Origin of the sequence: Kitasatospora sp. NPDC058046 (assembly GCF_042885595.1) — a bacterium.
Classification (GTDB): domain Bacteria; phylum Actinomycetota; class Actinomycetes; order Streptomycetales; family Streptomycetaceae; genus Kitasatospora.
The window spans coordinates 117,517-135,511 of record NZ_JBHVRS010000004.1 but is presented as its reverse complement, the minus strand read 5'-3'; the positions used below and the strand labels follow the sequence as shown (position 1 = coordinate 135,511).

10 protein-coding genes and 1 tRNA gene are annotated in these 17,995 nt (G+C 71.8%); 7 read left to right on the top strand and 4 right to left on the bottom strand.

Features of this window, described 5'->3' with window-relative positions; genetic code table 11:
• Positions 1 to 618: 618 nt before the first annotated feature.
• The 7 genes from rpoB to ACFVU7_RS10340 all read left to right on the top strand — a co-directional run bounded on the left by rpoB (position 619) and on the right by ACFVU7_RS10340 (position 12,913).
• A complete protein-coding gene (gene rpoB / locus ACFVU7_RS10370) occupies positions 619 to 4,095 on the top strand; it encodes a DNA-directed RNA polymerase subunit beta (RefSeq protein WP_074003975.1) in 3,477 nt (1,158 codons plus the stop codon).
• Between the two features lie 98 nt (positions 4,096 to 4,193).
• Complete coding sequence (locus tag ACFVU7_RS10365) at positions 4,194 to 8,087, top strand: DNA-directed RNA polymerase subunit beta' (RefSeq protein ID WP_074003974.1); 3,894 nt, start codon at positions 4,194 to 4,196, stop codon at positions 8,085 to 8,087.
• A gap of 190 nt (positions 8,088 to 8,277) precedes the next feature.
• Positions 8,278 to 8,351 (top strand) — tRNA-Met (locus tag ACFVU7_RS10360).
• A gap of 130 nt (positions 8,352 to 8,481) precedes the next feature.
• Positions 8,482 to 9,222 (top strand): Sir2 family NAD-dependent protein deacetylase, encoded by a 741-nt coding sequence (locus ACFVU7_RS10355; RefSeq protein WP_049651978.1) that lies wholly within the window; start codon positions 8,482 to 8,484, stop codon positions 9,220 to 9,222.
• 90 nt (positions 9,223 to 9,312) lie between these two features.
• Positions 9,313 to 10,527, top strand: a complete 1,215-nt coding sequence (locus tag ACFVU7_RS10350) for a cytochrome P450 (RefSeq protein WP_074003973.1) — start codon at positions 9,313 to 9,315, stop codon at positions 10,525 to 10,527.
• Positions 10,524 to 11,546: an ADP-ribosylglycohydrolase family protein gene (locus ACFVU7_RS10345; protein WP_380717753.1), complete on the top strand. Its 1,023-nt coding sequence runs from the start codon at positions 10,524 to 10,526 to the stop codon at positions 11,544 to 11,546. The genes ACFVU7_RS10350 and ACFVU7_RS10345 overlap by 4 nt, the downstream gene beginning before the upstream one ends.
• 47 nt (positions 11,547 to 11,593) lie before the next feature.
• Positions 11,594 to 12,913 carry a serpin family protein gene (locus ACFVU7_RS10340; protein WP_388044865.1) on the top strand — a complete coding sequence of 440 codons (1,320 nt, stop codon included), beginning with the start codon at positions 11,594 to 11,596 and terminating at the stop codon, positions 12,911 to 12,913.
• Positions 12,914 to 12,949: 36 nt separating this feature from the next.
• Here the strand turns inward: ACFVU7_RS10340 and ACFVU7_RS10335 are convergent, their stop codons facing one another.
• The 4 genes from ACFVU7_RS10335 to ACFVU7_RS10320 form a co-directional block, all read right to left on the bottom strand.
• The gene (locus ACFVU7_RS10335) at positions 12,950 to 14,062 is read right to left on the bottom strand and encodes an ADP-ribosylglycohydrolase family protein (protein ID WP_049660394.1); all 1,113 of its coding nucleotides are present in this window, start codon (positions 14,060 to 14,062) and stop codon (positions 12,950 to 12,952) included.
• Between the two features lie 113 nt (positions 14,063 to 14,175).
• Entirely contained in the window at positions 14,176 to 15,447 is a 1,272-nt protein-coding gene (locus ACFVU7_RS10330; RefSeq protein WP_074003970.1) for a DUF2786 domain-containing protein, read from the bottom strand.
• 93 nt (positions 15,448 to 15,540) lie between these two features.
• The gene (locus tag ACFVU7_RS10325; RefSeq protein ID WP_049649025.1) at positions 15,541 to 17,139 is read right to left on the bottom strand and encodes a hypothetical protein; all 1,599 of its coding nucleotides are present in this window, start codon (positions 17,137 to 17,139) and stop codon (positions 15,541 to 15,543) included.
• 11 nt (positions 17,140 to 17,150) lie between these two features.
• Entirely contained in the window at positions 17,151 to 17,972 is an 822-nt protein-coding gene (locus ACFVU7_RS10320) for an ABC transporter ATP-binding protein (RefSeq protein WP_074003968.1), read from the bottom strand.
• Positions 17,973 to 17,995: the final 23 nt, after the last annotated feature.

Sequence of the window (17,995 nt, the reverse complement as noted above, 5' to 3'; positions counted from 1 at the left end):
CCCCTGGGCCGGGCGCGGGGGCCCGTTCCGCCGCCCCCGGCCGGCCCGGTCCACCGGTGTGGCCGAACGCCCACTCGGCACCGTCGGTGCCGGACGGTATGGTGATCACCGTCGTCGAGGGCGGCCCCACCACGGCTTCTGTAACGCCGAGGGGGTCGCGGTCGATAGACCGGTCGAGGCCCGCACCGTCGGCGGGCCCTTGACGAACCCGGCGGGGCGCGCGATTCTCAAGGCGCGAGTCCGCCCGGTTGGTCCGCTACTGGATGCATAACCAGTGGCTCCGGCGGGAAATGACTCCACGTGAGTTAGAGCAGTACCCGGTGGGCGTCCGCGCTCGCCGGCTACCGGGAGGAGTCTCCGATTCGGTCTCCGAATCAGAGCTGGACAGCAGTGTGGCCATTGGCTACACTGTCCCTTTGCGCTGCCTGTTAGCTGCTCCGTGACTCGTCGCCCGGAGTTTGCGTTGCCCTGAAGGGGTCTGGCATCGCCTCCGCAAAGCGGCTCTGACCTGGGACTTCGATCCCGGCGGAGGCCAGTGGCGAGGAGGCGGGACCAAGCCCGTGAAGGCCCGGCTGGTACGCGCGTAGTGAGCTCCGAGCCCTCGGAAGGACCCCCCTCTTGGCCGCGCCGCGCAACGCCTCGAACAATTCCGCCGCATCCACCGCCCCGCTCCGCGTCTCGTTCGCGAAGATCAAGGAGCCCCTCGAGGTCCCCAACCTCCTGGCCCTGCAGACCGAGAGCTTTGACTGGCTGCTCGGCAACGCGGCCTGGAAGTCCCGGGTCGAGGCGGCCCTGGAGAGTGGTCAGGACGTCCCCACGAAGTCCGGTCTGGAGGAGATCTTCGAGGAGATCTCCCCGATCGAGGACTTCAGCGGGTCGATGTCGCTGACCTTCCGCGACCACCGTTTCGAGCCGCCGAAGAACTCCATTGACGAGTGCAAGGACCGCGACTTCACGTTCGCGGCCCCGCTCTTCGTCACCGCCGAGTTCACCAACAACGAGACCGGTGAGATCAAGTCTCAGACGGTCTTCATGGGCGACTTCCCGCTCATGACCCACAAGGGCACGTTCGTGATCAACGGCACCGAGCGTGTCGTCGTGTCGCAGCTGGTCCGCTCCCCGGGTGTGTACTTCGACTCCACCCTGGACAAGGTGTCCGACAAGGACATCTACTCCTGCAAGGTCATCCCCTCGCGTGGTGCCTGGCTGGAGATGGAGATCGACAAGCGCGACATGGTCGGCGTCCGCATCGACCGCAAGCGCAAGCAGTCCGTCACCGTGCTGCTCAAGGCGCTCGGCTGGACCAACGAGATGATTCTCGAGGAGTTCGGCGAGTACGAGTCGATGCGCGCCACCCTGGAGAAGGACCACACCCAGGGCCAGGACGACGCGCTGCTGGACATCTACCGCAAGCTGCGCCCGGGCGAGCCGCCCACGCGCGAGGCCGCGCAGACGCTTCTGGAGAACCTCTACTTCAACCCGAAGCGCTACGACCTCGCGAAGGTCGGCCGTTACAAGGTCAACCGCAAGCTGGGCAACGCCGAGTCGCTGGACTCCGGCGTGCTCACCGAGCCCGACATCATCGGTGCGATCAAGTACCTGGTGAAGCTGCACGCGGGCGAGACCGAGTGGCGTGACGACGAGGGCCGCGACATCGTGGTCGAGGTCGACGACATCGACCACTTCGGCAACCGCCGCCTGCGCAACGTCGGCGAGCTCATCCAGAACCAGGTCCGTACGGGTCTCGCCCGTATGGAGCGCGTCGTGCGCGAGCGCATGACCACCCAGGACGTCGAGGCGATCACGCCGCAGACCCTGATCAACATCCGGCCGGTCGTCGCCTCCATCAAGGAGTTCTTCGGCACCAGCCAGCTGTCGCAGTTCATGGACCAGACGAACCCGCTGTCGGGCCTGACCCACAAGCGTCGTCTGTCCGCGCTCGGCCCCGGCGGTCTCTCCCGTGAGCGCGCCGGCTTCGAGGTCCGTGACGTGCACCCCTCGCACTACGGCCGTATGTGTCCGATCGAGACGCCCGAAGGCCCGAACATCGGTCTGATCGGCTCGCTGGCCTCGTACGGCCGGGTCAACGCGTTCGGCTTCATCGAGACGCCGTACCGCAAGGTCGTCGACGGTGTGGTCACCGAGAAGGTCGACTACCTGACGGCCGACGAGGAGGACCGCTACGTCATCGCCCAGGCGAACGCCCCGCTGACCGCGGACCTGCACTTCGCCGAGCCGCGTGTCCTGGTCCGCCGCCGTGGCGGCGAGATCGACTACATCCCGGGCTCCGAGATCGACTACATGGACGTCTCGCCGCGCCAGATGGTGTCGGTCGCGACCGCCATGATCCCGTTCCTCGAGCACGACGACGCCAACCGCGCGCTCATGGGCTCGAACATGATGCGCCAGGCGGTGCCGCTGCTGAAGAGCGAGGCCCCGCTGGTCGGTACCGGCATGGAGTACCGCTGCGCCGTCGACGCCGCGGACGTCATCACCGCCGAGAAGGCCGGTGTCGTCCAGGAGGTCTCGGCCGACTACGTCACCGTGGCCAACGACGACGGCACGTACACCACGTACCGCGCCGCCAAGTTCACCCGCTCCAACCAGGGCACCGCCTTCAACCAGAAGGTGCTCGTGGACGAGGGCGCCCGGGTCGAGGTCAACCAGGTGCTGGCCGACGGCCCGTGCACCGACGAGGGCGAGATGGCCCTCGGCAAGAACCTGCTCGTGGCGTTCATGTCGTGGGAGGGTCACAACTACGAGGACGCGATCATCCTGTCGCAGCGCCTCGTGCAGGACGACGTCCTCTCCTCGATCCACATCGAGGAGCACGAGGTCGACGCCCGTGACACCAAGCTCGGCCCCGAGGAGATCACCCGGGACATCCCGAACGTCTCCGAGGAGGTCCTGGCCGACCTCGACGAGCGCGGCATCATCCGCATCGGCGCCGACGTCGTCACCGGCGACATCCTGGTCGGCAAGGTCACGCCCAAGGGCGAGACCGAGCTGACCCCGGAGGAGCGCCTGCTCCGCGCGATCTTCGGCGAGAAGGCCCGTGAGGTCCGCGACACCTCGCTGAAGGTGCCGCACGGTGAGTCCGGCAAGGTCATCGGCGTCCGCGTCTTCGACCGCGAAGAGGGCGACGAGCTGCCCCCGGGCGTCAACCAGCTGGTCCGCGTCTACGTGGCCCAGAAGCGCAAGATCACCAACGGTGACAAGCTCGCCGGCCGTCACGGCAACAAGGGCGTCATCTCGAAGATCCTGCCGGTCGAGGACATGCCGTTCCTGGAGGACGGCACCCCGGTCGACATCATCCTCAACCCGCTGGGTGTCCCGTCCCGAATGAACCCGGGACAGGTCCTGGAGATCCACCTCGGGTGGCTCGCCAAGCAGGGCTGGGACGTCTCCGGCCTCGCCGACGAGTGGGCCCAGCGCCTCCAGGCGATCGGCGCCGACACGGTCGAGGGCGGCACCAACCTCGCCACCCCGGTCTTCGACGGCGCCCGCGAGGACGAGATCACCGGCCTGCTGGACAACACCACCCTCACCCGTGACGGTGAGCGCCTGGTGAACTCCACCGGCAAGGCCCGCCTGTTCGACGGCCGCTCCGGCGAGCCGTTCCCGATGCCGGTCTCGGTCGGCTACATGTACATCCTCAAGCTGCACCACCTGGTCGACGACAAGCTGCACGCCCGCTCGACCGGTCCGTACTCGATGATCACCCAGCAGCCGCTCGGTGGTAAGGCGCAGTTCGGTGGTCAGCGCTTCGGTGAGATGGAGGTGTGGGCCCTCGAGGCGTACGGCGCCGCCTACGCGCTCCAGGAGCTGCTCACCATCAAGTCCGACGACGTCCTCGGCCGCGTGAAGGTCTACGAGGCCATCGTCAAGGGCGAGAACATCCCCGAGCCCGGCATTCCCGAGTCCTTCAAGGTCCTCATCAAGGAAATGCAGTCGCTCTGCCTCAACGTGGAGGTGCTGTCCTCGGACGGCCAGTCCATCGAGATGCGGGACTCCGACGAGGACGTGTTCCGCGCCGCCGAGGAGCTCGGCATCGACCTGTCCCGGCGCGAGCCCAGCAGCGTCGAAGAGGTCTGACGGAGGTTGGGCCGGCCGCAGCAGCGGCCGGCCCGCCCCCAGGCCCCCCTCAGACCACATGAACGACTCTCGACTTACGAAAGAGGGCTTGACGACCAGTGCTTGACGTCAACTTCTTCGACGAGCTCCGCATCGGCCTGGCCACCGCCGACGACATCCGCCAGTGGTCGCACGGCGAGGTCAAGAAGCCGGAGACCATCAACTACCGCACCCTGAAGCCGGAAAAGGACGGGCTCTTCTGCGAGAAGATCTTCGGCCCCACCCGGGACTGGGAGTGCTACTGCGGTAAGTACAAGCGCGTCCGCTTCAAGGGCATCATCTGCGAGCGCTGCGGCGTCGAGGTGACCCGCGCCAAGGTGCGCCGTGAGCGGATGGGCCACATCGAGCTGGCCGCCCCGGTCACCCACATCTGGTACTTCAAGGGCGTGCCGTCCCGCCTGGGCTACCTGCTGGACCTGGCGCCGAAGGACCTCGAGAAGGTCATCTACTTCGCCGCCTACATGATCACCTGGGTCGACGACGAGCGCCGCCAGCGCGACCTGCCGTCCCTGGAGGCGCACGTCTCGGTCGAGCGCCAGCAGATCGAGAACCGCCGCGACTCCGACCTCGAGGCCCGCGCCAAGAAGGCCGAGACCGACCTGGCCGAGCTGGAGGCCGAGGGCGCCAAGGCCGACGTGCGCCGCAAGGTGCGCGAGGGCGCCGAGCGCGAGATGAAGCAGCTGCGCGACCGCGCGCAGCGCGAGCTCGACCGCCTCGACGAGGTGTGGGCCCGCTTCAAGAACCTCAAGGTCCAGGACCTCGAGGGCGACGAGCTGCTCTACCGCGAGCTGCGCGACCGCTTCGGCACCTACTTCTCCGGCTCGATGGGCGCGGCGGCCCTCAAGGACCGCCTCGAGACCTTCGACCTGGCGGAGGAGTCCGAGCGCCTGCGCGAGATCATCCGCACCGGCAAGGGCCAGAAGAAGACCCGTGCGCTCAAGCGCCTCAAGGTCGTCTCCGCGTTCCTGCAGACCACCAACAAGCCCAACGGCATGGTGCTGGACTGCGTCCCGGTCATCCCGCCGGACCTGCGTCCGATGGTGCAGCTGGACGGTGGCCGCTTCGCGACCTCCGACCTGAACGACCTGTACCGCCGCGTCATCAACCGCAACAACCGCCTGAAGCGCCTGCTCGACCTCGGTGCCCCCGAGATCATCGTGAACAACGAGAAGCGCATGCTCCAGGAGGCCGTCGACGCGCTGTTCGACAACGGCCGCCGCGGCCGTCCGGTCACCGGCCCGGGCAACCGCCCGCTGAAGTCCCTCAGCGACATGCTGAAGGGCAAGCAGGGTCGTTTCCGTCAGAACCTCCTCGGCAAGCGAGTCGACTACTCGGCCCGTTCGGTCATCGTCGTCGGCCCGCAGCTCAAGCTGCACCAGTGCGGTCTGCCGAAGGCCATGGCGCTGGAGCTCTTCAAGCCGTTCGTGATGAAGCGCCTGGTGGACCTGAACCACGCGCAGAACATCAAGTCGGCCAAGCGCATGGTCGAGCGCGCCCGTCCGGTCGTGTGGGACGTCCTCGAAGAGGTCATCGCCGAGCACCCGGTCCTGCTGAACCGTGCGCCCACCCTGCACCGCCTCGGCATCCAGGCCTTCGAGCCGCAGCTGGTCGAGGGCAAGGCCATCCAGATCCACCCGCTCGTCTGCACCGCGTTCAACGCGGACTTCGACGGTGACCAGATGGCCGTCCACCTGCCGCTCTCCGCGGAGGCGCAGGCCGAGGCCCGCATCCTGATGCTGTCCTCGAACAACATCCTGAAGCCGGCCGACGGTCGCCCCGTCACCATGCCGACCCAGGACATGGTGCTCGGTCTGTTCTTCCTGACCTCGGACCGCGACAACGTGAAGGGCGCCGGCCGCACCTTCTCGTCGACCGCCGAGGCGATCATGGCCTTCGACGCCCGCGACCTGGACGTCCAGGCCCCGATCGAGCTGCGCCTGCCGGCCGGCACCGTCCCGCCGCGCGGCTGGACCCCGCCGGTGGACGAGGAGGGCCAGTCCGGCTGGTTCGACGGCGAGCCGTTCCGCCTGACCACCACCCTGGGCCGCGCGCTCTTCAACGAGCTGCTGCCCGAGGACTACCCGTTCGTCGACTACGAGGTGGGCAAGAAGCAGCTCTCCGCGATCGTCAACGACCTGGCGGAGCGCTACCCCAAGGTCGTCGTCGCGGCGACGCTGGACAACCTGAAGGCGGCCGGCTTCCACTGGTCGACCCGCTCGGGCGTCACCGTCTCGATCTCGGACGTCGTCGTCCCGCCGAACAAGCCCCAGATCCTGGAGGGCTACGAGGCGAAGGCGGAGAAGGTCCAGCGTCAGTACGAGCGCGGCCTGATCACCAACGACGAGCGCAAGCAGGAGCTCATCGGCATCTGGACCCAGGCGACCAACGAGGTCGCCGAGGCCATGAACGAGAACTTCCCGAAGACGAACCCCATCTTCATGATGGTCGACTCGGGTGCTCGTGGAAACATGATGCAGATGCGCCAGATCGCCGGTATGCGTGGTCTGGTGTCGAACGCCAAGAACGAGACCATCCCGCGACCCATCAAGGCGTCGTTCCGTGAGGGTCTGTCCGTGCTGGAGTACTTCATCTCCACCCACGGTGCCCGTAAGGGTCTGGCCGACACCGCCCTCCGTACCGCCGACTCCGGCTACCTCACCCGTCGTCTGGTCGACGTCTCCCAGGACGTCATCATTCGCGAGGAGGACTGCGGCACCGAGCGCGGCCTGAAGCTGGCGATCGGCTCCGTGGGCCCGGACGGCGTGCTGCGCAAGGCCGACGACGTCGAGACCAGCGTCTACGCCCGCATGCTGGCCGAGGACATCACGGTGGACGGCAAGCTCCTCGCCACCGCCAACACGGACCTCGGCGATGTCCTGATCGACGAGCTGATCCGCCACGGCATCGGCGAGGTCAAGACCCGCTCGATCCTGACCTGTGAGTCGGCCGTCGGCACCTGCGCCATGTGCTACGGGCGCTCGCTGGCCACCGGCAAGCTGGTCGACATCGGTGAGGCGGTCGGCATCATCGCCGCCCAGTCCATCGGTGAGCCCGGTACCCAGCTGACCATGCGTACCTTCCACACCGGTGGTGTGGCCGGTGACGACATCACCCAGGGTCTGCCGCGTGTCGTCGAGCTCTTCGAGGCCCGTACCCCCAAGGGTGTGGCCCCGATCTCGGAGGCGCAGGGCCGGGTCCGCATCGAGGACACCGAGAAGACCCGCAAGCTGGTCGTCACCCCGGACGACGGCAGCGACGAGATCGCCTACCCGGTCTCGAAGCGCGTGAAGCTGCTGGTCAGCGAGGGCGAGGCGGTCGAGGTCGGCCAGAAGCTGACCATGGGTGCCACCAACCCGCACGACGTCCTGCGCATCATGGGCCAGCGTGCCGTCCAGGTCCACCTGGTCGCCGAGGTCCAGAAGGTCTACAACTCGCAGGGTGTGTCGATCCACGACAAGCACATCGAGATCATCATCCGGCAGATGCTCCGCCGCGTGACGATCATCGAGTCGGGCGACGCCGAGCTGCTGCCCGGCGAGCTGGTCGAGCGCGGCCGCTTCGAGCAGGAGAACCGCCGCGTCGTCGCCGAGGGCGGTCACCCCGCCTCCGGCCGTCCGCAGCTGATGGGTATCACCAAGGCCTCGCTGGCCACCGAGTCCTGGCTGTCGGCCGCCTCCTTCCAGGAGACGACCCGGGTCCTCACCGACGCGGCGATCCACGCCAAGTCGGACCCGCTGCTGGGCCTCAAGGAGAACGTCATCCTCGGTAAGCTCATCCCGGCCGGTACGGGTCTGCCCCGCTACCGCAACATCCGGGTCGAGCCGACCGAGGAGGCCAAGGCCGCGATGTACTCGGCCGTCGGCTACGACGACTACGACCTGTCGCCCTTCGGCGCCGGCTCCGGCCAGGCGGTCCCGCTGGACGACTACGACTACGGCCCGTACACCGGCTGAGTCGCGCGTCACTGACGCAGGGCGGTCACCCCTCACGGGGTGGCCGCCCTGCGGCGTTCCCGGGGGTCGTCAGGGGCCTTCGGGGCGGGCCGGGCAGCCGGACCCGCCGGGGGCGGCGGGGAGCCTTCAGGGGGCGGACGGAAGCCGATTAGGTCATTCGGCGGAAGTCGCGTAGAGTCGTGTTTACCGACGCGGGGTGGAGCAGCTCGGTAGCTCGCTGGGCTCATAACCCAGAGGTCGCAGGTTCAAATCCTGTCCCCGCTACAAAGAAGAAGGGCCCGGAGGCATCAAGCCTCCGGGCCCTTCGGCGTTTCCCGGGCCGGGGCGTTCGCGGGGCCGGCGCCCCCGGAATTTCGGTGGCCGGGGCCGGGCCGCCGCCCGTACCGTCCGGGGTATGAACGCGAAGCGTCCCCTGATCGCCGTGCTCACCGGCGCGGGCATCTCGACGGACTCCGGCATCCCCGACTACCGCGGCCCGCAGGGCCTGTGGCAGAAGGACCCGTCGGCCGAGGAGCTGGTCACCATCGGGCCGTACCGGGACGATCCGCAGGTGCGCCGGAGGGCCTGGCGGATGCGGCTGGAGACGGGCGCACTGGCCGCCGAGCCGAACGCCGGGCACCGGGCGCTGGTCGACCTGGAGCGCTCCGGTCTGCCGCTGCGGGTGCTCACCCAGAACATCGACGGGCTGCACCAGAAGTCCGGGCTGCCCGCCCGCAAGGTGCTCGAACTGCACGGCACGGCCCGGGAGACGCAGTGCCTGCGCTGCCGGGTGGTCGGGCCGATGGCGGAGGCGCTGGCGCGGGTCGAGGCGGGGGAGCCGGACCCGGCGTGCCGGGCCTGCGGGGGGATCCTGAAGCCGCGCGTGGTGATGTTCGGCGAGAACCTCGACCCGGAGGTGCTCGGGCAGGCCGACGCGATCGTTCGGGCCTGCGACGTGTTCATCGCGGTCGGTACCAGCCTCCAGGTGTTCCCGGTGGCGGCGCTGCCGCTCGACGCGGTGCGGAGCGGGGCGGAGCTGATCATCGTGAACGGCGAGCCGACGCCGTACGACGGGGCCGCGGCCGAGGTGATCCGGGAGCCGATCTCCCAGGCGCTCCCGGAGCTGGTGCGCCGACTTGTCCTGGAGCGGGCCTGAGCAGGGGCCGGAAGGGTCATATTCCCGGACGTACCGCGTGCGTACGATGATCCTTCCGGCTTCCCCCCTCTGGCCTGGAGTGATCGACCGATGACGACGACGGCGAAGTTCGACCCCTGGTCGGCGGCGTTCGTGGCCCACCCGTACGACGCGTACGCCGAGCTGCGCGAGCACGCGCCGGTGACGTACTTCGAGCCGACGAACCAGTGGCTCGTCTCCCGCCACGAGGACGTCAGCGCCCTGCTGCGCGACCGCCGGCTGGGCCGCACCTACACCCACCGCTTCAGCCACGCGGAGTTCGGCCGCCCCGAGCCCGACCCGGCGCACGAGCCCTTCCACACCCTCAACGACAACGGGCTGCTGGACCTGGAGGCCCCCGACCACACCCGGATCCGCCGGCTGGTCTCCAAGGCCTTCACCCCGCGCATGGTCGAGGGCCTGCGCCCCACCGTGCGGCGGCTGGCCGGCGAGCTGGTCGACGAGCTGCTCGCGGCTGGCGGCGGCGACCTGATCGCCACCGTCGCCGAGCCGCTGCCGGTCGCCGTGATCGCCGAGATGCTCGGCGTGCCGGAGGGCGACCGGCACCTGCTGCGGCCGTGGTCCGCCGACATCACCGGGATGTTCGAGCTCAACCCCGGCGAGGAGGCCGCCCGCCGGGCCGTCACCGCCAGCACCGAGTTCTCCGACTACCTGCGCACCCTGATCCGCGAGCGCCGGGCGGCCCCGGGCTCGGACCTGATCAGCGCGCTGATCCAGGCCCAGGAGGGCTCCGACGCGCTCAGCGAGCAGGAGATGATCTCCACCTGCGTGCTGCTGCTCAACGCCGGCCACGAGGCGACCGTCAACACCACCGGCAACGGCTGGTGGGCGCTGTTCCGCAACCCCGGGGAGCTCGCCCGGCTGCGCGGCTCGGTGGACGAACTGCTGCCCACCGCCGTCGAGGAACTGATGCGCTGGGACACCCCGCTGCAGATGTTCGAGCGCTGGGTGCTGGAGGACATCGAGGTGGGCGGCGTCACCGTCCCGCGCGGCGCCGAGATCGCCCTGCTCTTCGGCTCCGCCAACCGCGACCCCGAGCGCTTCGTCGACCCGGACCGCCTCGACCTCGGCCGCACCGACAACCCGCACATCACCTTCGGCGCCGGAATCCACTTCTGTCTCGGCGCCCCGCTTGCCAGACTGGAGCTCACCGAGTCCTACGGCACCCTGCTGCGGCGGGCGCCGGGCCTGCGGCTGGTCCGCGAGCCCGAGTGGAACCCGGGCTACGTGATCCGGGGGCTCAAGGAGCTGCTGGTCGAGGTCTGACGACTGAGGGGGAGAGGGCCGTGGGCAAGGCGACAGGGGCGCTGCTGGGGCTGGCGATCGGGGACGCGCTGGGCCACCGCACCGAGTTCGACGAGATCGAGCACATCGCCCAGTACTGCGAGGACTGGCGGCAACTGCCCTTGCCCAAGCCCGCGTTGGTCACCGACGACACCCAGATGACCCTCGCCCTCGGCCGCGGCCTGCGCACCGCCCTGGCGCGCGGGCCGCTCACCCCCCTCCGGCTGGTGCGGCCCGTCCGCGAGGAGTTCGTCGACTGGTGGCGCTCCCCGCAGAACAACCGCGCCCCCGGCATGACCTGCCTGCGCGCCTGCGAGCGGCTCAGCCACGACGAGAAGCGCTGGCAGCAGGCCAGCGACGTCGGCTCCAAGGGCTGCGGCGCCAACATGCGGGTCGCCCCGATCGGGCTGATCCGCGAGCTGGACGCCCGGCAGCTCTCCGGCGCCGCCCAGCTGCAGTCCGCGCTCACCCACGGCCACCCGACCGCGCTCGCCGCCGGCGACCTCACCGCGTACGCCGTCCGCAAGCTGGCCGAGGGCGTCCCGCCCGCCGGGCTGCCGGCGGTGCTGCGGGCGTACGCGCTGGCGAGCCGCGAGCGCTACGACGAGTTCTGGCTCGGCGACCTCGCCGACCGCTGGTACGGCAGCTCCCCGCAGGCCGTCATCGCCCGCGGCTGGGACGACTGCCTCACGGTGCTCGACCAGCTGGAGGCCGCCCTCGCCGCCCCCGACGTCGAGGCCGACCCCTGCCTGGCCACCGGCGAGGGCTGGGTCGCCGAGGAGGCCTTCGGCACCGGCCTGCTCTGCTTCCTGCTGCTGCCCGACGACCCGGTCGCCGCCGTCCGGAGGGCCGCCTACTCCAGCGGCGACTCCGACTCCCTCGCCTGCCTGGCCGGCGCCTTCGCGGGCGCCCACCACGGCGAGGCGGCCTGGCCGGCCGACTGGGTGGAGCGGATCGAGCACCGGGACGAACTGCTGGAGCTCGGGGCGCTCTGGGACTGACGCCGTACGGGCCGGAACCCGATCCGGGGGCGGCGCGTCGAAGGGCCATGACGAACCGCAGCACCGGAACCCGTCGCACTCTCCGCCGCCCGGCGGCGCTGCTCCTCGCGGCCGCGCTCGCCACGCCGCTGCTCGCCGGCTGCGGCGGCACCGGAGCCGCCGCACCCGTGGAGCTCCGGGCGGCCGCGCCCGCGAGCCGCCCGGCCGTCGACCCGGCGCAGGTGGCCGCCACCGCGGCCGCCACCGACGCCTTCGGCCTCGACCTCCTGCACGCCCTGACCGCCCAGCCGGACGCCGCCGGCGGCAACCTCGTGGTCTCGCCGTCCGGCCTGGCCACCCTGCTCGCGATGCTGCTGCCCGGCGCCCGCGGCGCCACCGCCGGGGAACTGGCCAAGGCCCTGCACACCGAGCTCGACCCGCGGCAGTACGCGCTCGCCACCGGCGCGCTGAACCGGCCGGTCCCGGCCACCGACCGGCTCACCCTGCGCCGCAGCGACGACCTCTGGACGCAGCAGGGCCTGGCCGTCGAGCCGGGCTACCTGGCCGACCTGGCCGCCGCCTTCGACACCGGCGTGCACCAGGCCGACTTCGCCAAGGACCCGGACGGGGCCCGCAAGACCGTCAACGCGGCCGTGGAGAAGGCCACCGACGGCCGGATCAAGGACCTGTTCGGCCGGGACGCGATCACCCCGAGCACCCGGCTGGTGCTCACCGACGCGCTCTACCTGAAGGCCCGGTGGGCCGCCGCCTTCAAGCCCTCGCACACCGCCGACCGCCCGTTCCACAAGCTCGACGGCTCCACCCCGGCCGTCCCCACGATGGCGCAGACCGGGGAGTTCAAGTACGCCGACGGCTCCGGCGGGATCCTCGGCGAGCCCTGGCAGGCCGTCGAGCTGCCGTACGCGGACGGCGCACTGGTGATGGACCTGATCGTCCCCGCGCAGGGCGGCTTCGCCGCCTTCGCCAAGGGCCTGGACCAGCCCCAGCTCGACCGCGTCCTCGGCGCCCTCGCCGAGCGGCCGGTCGACCTCCGGCTGCCGCGCTTCCGCTTCGGCACCTCGAAGGAGCTCACCCCCGCGCTGCGCTCGCTCGGCGTCTCCTCGGCCTTCGACAAGGCCGATCTCACCGGCATCGCCAAGGAGCCGCTGGTCGTCGGCACGGTGGTGCAGAAGGCCACCGTCGAGGTCGACGAGGAGGGGACGGTCGCGGCGGCCGGCAGCGGTGCCGGGGTCGAGGCGGCGGCGGCGCCGAACGCCGACCGGCCGGTCCAGCTGTACCTGGACCGGCCGTTCCTGTTCCTGATCCGGGACGCCCGGGGCGGGGCGCCGCTGTTCCTCGGCCAGGTCACCGACCCGCTGGCGAAGTAGCCGACGGGCCGGGGCGGCGTCCGAGGGGCCCCGGGCTCACCAGGCCGGGTAGCGCCCGCCGAGCGCCGGGTGCCGGGGGTCGCGGCTGCCGAACAGCACCAGCAGGTCGTCCGCGACCTGCCGCAGCTCCGCCCGGCCCTCGACCGCCCCGGCCCATTCGGCGGGCAGCGCCGCGGCGCCGTACGCCGCCCCGACCAGGTTGCCGCAGACCGCGCCGGTCGAGTCGCTGTCCCCGGAGTGGTTCACCGACAGCAGCAGCGCGGTGCGCACCGGGTCGGGGTCCAGGGTGGCCGCCAGCAGCGAGTACACGGCGATGGCCAGGCACTCCTCGGCGATCCAGCCGAGCCCGACCCGCTCCACCGTCTCCGCCGCGGGCTCGGCCTCCTGGGCCAGCCGCACCGCCCGGGCCAGCGCCTGGACGGTCTCCTTGGAGCTCGGCAGCTCGCGGATCTGCTCCACCGTCTCGCCGACCGCCGCCCACGGCTCGGTGCCGTGCGCGAGCCGCTCGACCAGCGCCGCGAAGGCGCCCGCCGCGAGGTAGCCGGTCGGGTGGCCGTGGGTGAGCTGGGCGCACTGCACCGCCAGCCCGAAGGACTGCTCGACGCCCAGCCGGGCCAGCCCGAACGGCGCCGAGCGCATCACCGTGCCGCAGCCCTTGGAACCCGGGTTGATCGGCCCGGTCAGCCCGATCGCGGACGGCGCCTCGAACACCGGGTGCTCGGACACCCCGCTCAGGCAGGCGTTGCCCGGCGCCCGCCGCGCGTACAGGAAGGGCCGGCTCAGCAGCCAGCCGTCGTACGGGCGGGGCTGCGGCCCGGTGTCCGGCGCGTCCTGGAACTGGGTGCGCAGCCAGCGCCGGTAGGCGCCGTGCACGGCCTCCGGCACCGAGCCGCCGCCGCCCGTCCAGCCGCGGACGAAGCCGCGGATCAGGCCCTCGGCGGTGAACAGCGTCATCTGGGTGTCGTCGGTGACCTCGACCGGCCCGGACCCGGCCGGCAGTGTGGTCACGCCCTGCGGCCCGTACCGGTCCTGGATCTGGTGGAGCTGCTGGAACTCCACCGGCCAGCCCAGCGCGTCGCCGATCGCTCCGCCGAGCAGCGTTCCGCGCACCCGGTCCCGGTACCCCGACTCCGCCGCCGGTTCCGTCACGTCGAGCCCCCCTTTGTTCGTGGCGGACTACGTTCTATCAGGTCCCCCGGGAGGCGGGGCGACTCCTGTGGATCTTGCGCGGGTCGGCCGGGGGACCGCCGGGGTGTGACCGCCTACCGGCGGATCGCCCCGGCGCGCCCGTGCAGCGCGGCCCGGTCGGCGGCGGCGCGTCCGGCCGCCCAGCCCACGCCGTCGCTGACCCGCACCCGCTGCGAGACCAGCTTCGGGAACAGCCGGCCGATCTCCTGGTCCACCGCCTCGGAGCGGGCGGCGAGCGCGGGCAGCAGCCGCGCGTCGGGCAGCAGCTGCTCCTCGGTGCCGTCCTCGCGCAGGTGCCGTCCGGCCGCGGCGGCGCTGGTGGCGCGCTCGGTCGCGGCGGTCAGCCGCTCGCGGATCCGCGCCGCGTACGCGACCAGGAAGGACTGCCGGAACGCCTTGCTGCGCGAGTCCTTGCGGGAGCCCGCCTTGTTGAGCGCGTGGGTGGCCTGCACCAGCAGCGAGGTGTAGAGCAGCTCGACGCCGTCCAGGTCGCCGTCGAAGCCGACCACGGTGCAGAAGCCGAACTCCTTCGCCCACACCACCCGGCACCGGTTGGCCGCCGCGACCGCGTCCAGCAGCATCGTCTTGGGGCCCTCGTACGGGTTGTCCACCCCGATCCGCAGCGCCGCCGGGGTGTCGCGGTCGGCACCGGACGCGGCCAGCAGCGCGTCGTCGATGCTGTGCTGGGCCATCAGCTGCTGGGCCTTGGCGGTCAGCGCCTCGGCCTCCTCCGGGTACTCGGTGGACTCGGCCTTGGCCAGCAGCGCCCGGATCCGCGCCAGCATCCGCGGTTCGCCGCTCACCGGCCCCGCGTGCTGCGGCCGCACCGCCTGCCCGGGGGCGGGCCCCACCGGGGCGATCGGCGGCAGCCGGCCCCAGGTGCGCAGCAGCTCCAGGGCGGCGGTGGCGAGCGCGAAGCGGTCCAGCCGGTGCCGGTCGGCGAAGGCGCCGAGGTACTCGTCGTCGCCGGACCACCACACCTCGGCCTCCAGCTCGCGCAGCTGCTCCAGCCAGCGCCGGTCCAGGGCGGCCGCGGGGTGGCGGCGGCCCTCGGCGGCGATCAGGTCCACCGCGAGGGCCAGGTGGACGGGCTTCAGCTCGCGCCGCACCACCCGGGCCAGGTCGGCCGGCCGCCACCCGGCGGACCAGCAGCGGCCGACGGCCGTGTCCGCGTACCCGAGCAGCGCCCGGCCGACCTCCGGCCACTGCCCGGCCGAGGCGGCCAGCAGCGAGGCCCCGGTGTCCAGGGCGAGGTCCAGCGCCTCCTCCGGCGCCGTCACCACCGACCGCACCGCCTGCTCCAGCAGCGGTCCGGCGGTCCCGGCCTGCTGCGCGCGCTCGCCCACGGTGTGTCCCTGCTCTCCTCGACGGTGCCACGACGGCCCGGCTCCTCCTGCCCATGATGCCGGAGCGGCGGCGGGGACCGACGGGAGAGCGGTTCAGCGCTCGACGGCCTTGGCGAGGATCTCCGGGGTGCGGTCCAGCAGGCGGGCCGCCGCGAGGCGGACGCCGAGGGCCGCGACCAGGGCGCCGTACAGCGGGCCGACCAGCAGCACCGGCCAGCTCGGGCCGTCGGAGACCAGGGCCCAGGCGAGGTAGCCGCCGACCGGCAGCGCCAGCAGGGCGACGCCGAGCATCGAGCCGAACTGGTTGAGCAGGATCAGCCCGCCCTGGCCCGGGGCGGCGTTGCGCATCGGGTTGCTGTCGGCCGGCATGGTGTACGGCGCCAGGACGCTGAACATCGCGCCCAGCGCGATCCCGCAGCCGAGCAGCGTCAGCGCCAGGCCGAGCGCGGACGGCAGCTCGCTCCACCGGCCGGTGACGGCCGCCAGGACCACCCCGAGCAGCAGCGTCACGGGGACGGCGTACGACAGCACCGCGTACGCCCGGCCGCGCAGCTCGGAGCGGGCGTCGGCCGGGGTGCGCAGGGTGGCGGCGACCATCCAGAACGCCGAGCCGTCCATGCCGAACAGGTTGAGCATCTGCAGCCCGAGGAACACCCCGGTCATCGCCAGCAGGTAGACGCTCGCCCAGCCCTGGACCATCGACAGCACGCAGATCACCAGCGTCATCCCGATGCTGGTGAACAGCGCCGCCTTGGCCCGCGGCTCGCGCCAGGCGTACCGCAGGTGCCGCTGCATCACCGCGCCGGTCCGGCCCTGCGGCAGGAACCGCCAGCCGCGCGAGTCCTGCACCCCGCGGGCGACCTCCAGGGTGGAGGAGTCGGCGGTCACCATCAGCTCCTGCAGGCTCCGCCGCCACCAGCGCAGCAGCAGCGCCAGCAGCGCGGCGGCCGCGGCGAGCTGGAGCAGCGCCAGCCCGTACCGGCCCTCGCCGGCGGTGCGCGGCGCGTCCGCCGCGCTGATCGGCGGGATCCAGCGCAGCACGGAGGCGATCGGCTTGAGCGGGCTGAGGTCGATCGGTCCGCCCCGGCGGCCGAGGATGCTCTGCGAGCCGACGTTGGCGACCTGCACCAGGAGGGCGAAGGCCAGGCCGCCGAAGATCGCGAAGTCCTTGCCGCGCCGGCTGGAGAGCATCCGGGCGTTGCCCGCCGCGACCGCCCGGGAGAGCGTGACCAGGCAGAGCAGCGCGAGCGGCACGCCGAGCACCGCGACCGCGGCCGAGGCGCCGCCGGTCGCGCCGGCCAGCACCGCGGCGGTCACCAGCACCAGGCTGACCAGCGGCCCCGGTCCGATCAGCGCGGCCAGCAGGGTGCCGCGCAGCAGCGGGCCGGGGCGCAGCGGCAGCATGGTCAGCCGGGTCGGGTCGGCGCTCTCGTCGCTGGAGAAGAGGAACAGCGGCAGCGCGGCCCAGCTCAGGGTCAGCACGCCGAGCAGCATCACCCCGGCGTCCCCGGAGCCCGCGTAGCGCCCGTTCAGCGCGGTCATGGCGACGGCGACGCCGGCCGCGAGGGCCAGGCCCGCGACGCCGCCGATCACGTAGACGGTGGTCCGGCCGGGGCTGCGCCGCAGCCCGTTGCGCAGCAGCCGCAGCTTGAGCGCCACCAGGGCACGGACCACCGTCCGCCCGTCGGGCACCGGGGCATTGTTCACAGGGTGCCCCCGGCCTGCCCGCCGCCGAGCCAGCCGAGCGCCTGCCCGTCGTCCTCGCGGACGCCGATCAGCTCCAGGAAGGCCTCGTGCAGGCTGCGCCCGCCCCGGACGGAGTCCAGCGGCCCCTGGGCTATCACCTGCCCGGCGTTGACCACCGCGACCCAGTCGCAGAGCTGCTCGACCAGTTCCATCACGTGGCTGGAGAAGATCACCGTGGAGCCGGCCGCGGCGTACCGCTTGAGCACGCCGCGGATGGTCTGGGCGGAGACCGGGTCGACGCCCTCGAAGGGCTCGTCCAGGAACAGCACGTCCGGGTTGTGCAGCAGCGCGGCGGCCAGGCCGATCTTCTTGCGCATGCCGGTGGAGTAGTCGGCGACCAGCTTGTCGGCGTCCCGGCCGAGGTCCAGGACGGCCAGCAGCTCCTCGGCCCGCCGGTCCACCTCGGCGCCGGGCAGGCCGCGCAGCCGCCCGGTGTACTGGAGCAGCTCGCGCCCGCTGAGCCGCTCGAACATCCGCAGGCCCTCGGGCAGGATGCCGATCCGGGCCTTGACCGTGACCGGGTCCGCCCACACGTCGGCGCCGTGCACCAGGACGGTGCCCTGGTCGGGCCGGAGCAGCCCGGTGACCATCGACAGCGTGGTGGTCTTGCCGGCACCGTTCGGCCCGACCAGGCCGATGAACGCCCCGGCCGGCAGCTCCAGGCTCAGCCCGGCCACCGCGGCCTGGGGGCCGAAGTGCTTCCAGAGCCCCTGGATGCTGACGGCGGACGGGGTTCCCGGCCCGGAGAGGTCGGGGGACGGCGGCGCTGACGCCTGCATGGCGGCCTTCTCTGCTCGTGGTG

Bases quoted from the DNA above. Each gene is read 5' to 3' on its own strand.
- ACFVU7_RS10355 (WP_049651978.1), top strand. From the start codon at position 8,482: ATGAACGCGAAGCGTCCCCTGATCGCCGTGCTCACCGGCGCGGGCATC.
- ACFVU7_RS10350 (WP_074003973.1), top strand. From the start codon at position 9,313: ATGACGACGACGGCGAAGTTCGACCCCTGGTCGGCGGCGTTCGTGGCC.
- ACFVU7_RS10340 (WP_388044865.1), top strand. From the start codon at position 11,594: ATGACGAACCGCAGCACCGGAACCCGTCGCACTCTCCGCCGCCCGGCG.
- ACFVU7_RS10320 (WP_074003968.1), bottom strand. From the start codon at position 17,972: ATGCAGGCGTCAGCGCCGCCGTCCCCCGACCTCTCCGGGCCGGGAACC.